A 1633-nucleotide genomic window follows, 5' to 3' on the forward strand; every position below is an offset into this window, starting at 1 on the left:
ACCCCGGCGATGATCACCGCCGTGGCCTCGGCGACGCCGTTGACGAGCAGGAAGGTGGTGATCGAGGCGGTGACCGGGTCGGCCAGTGCCGGGCCCGCGCCGGCGAGAAGCGCGGCAAGGGCGAGAGGTGCGAGCCGTGCCGTGATGAGAGCGGGGTTACGCATGCCAGTGCCTCTCCACGCCCGGCAGGACGCTCATGCCGCCCTCGGACTTCGCCGCCCAGGCGCCGGGGGCGATGCACACAAGCAGCGCCCGCCCCTGCGGCCCGGTGGCGGTGCCGGGCGCACTCAGGCCGAGCGCACCGGCGGTGCCACCGCCCTGCCCCGGCGCGAGCCCGGCGGTAGATGCGAGGCGTTCGGCCAGCGCTGCGAAGCCGCCCTCTCCCGCGATGATCCGCATGGCGCCCGCGGCGGTGGCGTAGCGGCCGCGCAGCTCGGCCATCGGGTCGATGCCGAACAGGGCCTCGAACACGTCGCAGGCGGCGGTGCAGCAGTCGGCGTGGCCCCAGGCGAAGGGCCGGTCCATCACCCGCAGCGCATGCGCGAGCACGTCCTCGCCCGGCGGCGTGAGGGCGATGTCGCGCCCGCTCTCGCGCGCGGCGCTCAGCTCTCGGGCCATGTCATCACCTCCATGCTGGCGCGGTTGTAGATGCAGTGGCGGCCGGCGGTGTCGCCGGGAAAGGCGGCGGCCTGGTCCTCGGCGGAATGGGTGATCGAGGCGACCGACCGCGCGCCGGGCCCCGAGCCGAGCTCGAGCTGCAGCGCGTGCACGATGCGCGTCTCGCCCGCGTCGTCCTCCACCTCGACGGTGAGGCGCAGGGCGTCCATGTAGCCGGCGAAGATCTCCACCGGGTCGCCCGCGAGCAGGTTGCTGCTCCGCCCGGTGAGGCAGCCCACGAGGATGCGGCCGGGGCGGTTGCGGATCGGGTCGTCGAGCCGGTCGTAGATCTCGGGCGGCAGGCCGGTGAGGCCGAGCAGTGCGGAGGAGGGCACCAGGCTCGGGCTCTCCTCGGGCACCGAGACCGAGCCGAGCTGCCCGACCCCGTCCCACGCGGCATCGTCCCAGTCGATGATGCCGACACCGGTGTGCAGGCGCTGCATGCCGCCGGGCCAGTCGAGCTCGACGAGCACCACCGGGTGGAAGAGCCGGCCGGAGAGGCGGGCGAGCATCGCAGCCCCGATGCCGCGGATCAGCTCCACGGGTCGCGCTCCGCGAAGCCGCCGGCCTCGTCCGCGAACACCTCGCGGAAGGACCAGGTGTAGGACCAGTCGCCGCCCACCGGCTGCACCGCGCGCGGTGTCTCCAGCTGGCGGAAGACGCCGGTGTCGCTCACGCCGATGTTTACCCGGCCGCCGGCAGTGAGGGGAGAGAACAGCCGGATCGTGGCCACGCCCGCCGCATTGGAGACGGCGGGCGCGAGCACCTGCACCACCTCGCCCGTGACGTCGGTGTCATCGGCGTAGACGGCGAGGAACTCGCCCGGCCGGGCGACGCGCGTGGCGGGCGGCAGGCCGGTGACGCGGACCGCGTCCCAGATCCCGTCCATCACCGGCACGCCCTCGAGCACCCGGCCCTCGTAGAGCAGCAGCGGCACGCCGGCGTCGTCCCAGTCCCAGTCGACGCCGTCCGAGGT

Annotated in this window: 3 protein-coding genes; all 3 read right to left on the minus strand. The window is 74.3% G+C overall.

The genetic code is table 11. The features are described 5' to 3' along the window. Window positions 1-156: 156 nt before the first annotated feature. Window positions 157-618, minus strand: coding sequence for a hypothetical protein (locus tag D3P35_RS25705; RefSeq protein ID WP_118138774.1), 462 nt, complete (start codon window positions 616-618; stop codon window positions 157-159). Then, window positions 603-1199: a hypothetical protein gene (locus D3P35_RS25710; RefSeq protein WP_118138775.1), complete on the minus strand. Its 597-nt coding sequence runs from the start codon at window positions 1197-1199 to the stop codon at window positions 603-605. The genes D3P35_RS25705 and D3P35_RS25710 overlap by 16 nt, the downstream gene beginning before the upstream one ends. Beyond that, window positions 1190-1633 (minus strand): hypothetical protein (locus D3P35_RS25715; protein ID WP_157982348.1); only part of this gene is annotated, 444 nt, incomplete at its 5' end. The genes D3P35_RS25710 and D3P35_RS25715, both read right to left, overlap by 10 nt.

Origin of the sequence: Oceanicella sp. SM1341 (assembly GCF_003448965.1) — a bacterium.
Classification (GTDB): domain Bacteria; phylum Pseudomonadota; class Alphaproteobacteria; order Rhodobacterales; family Rhodobacteraceae; genus Paroceanicella.

What these genes read in the sequence shown, in the direction of transcription:
- D3P35_RS25705 (WP_118138774.1), bottom strand. Translation starts at nt 618, where the DNA reads ATGGCCCGAGAGCTGAGCGCCGCGCGCGAGAGCGGGCGCGACATCGCC.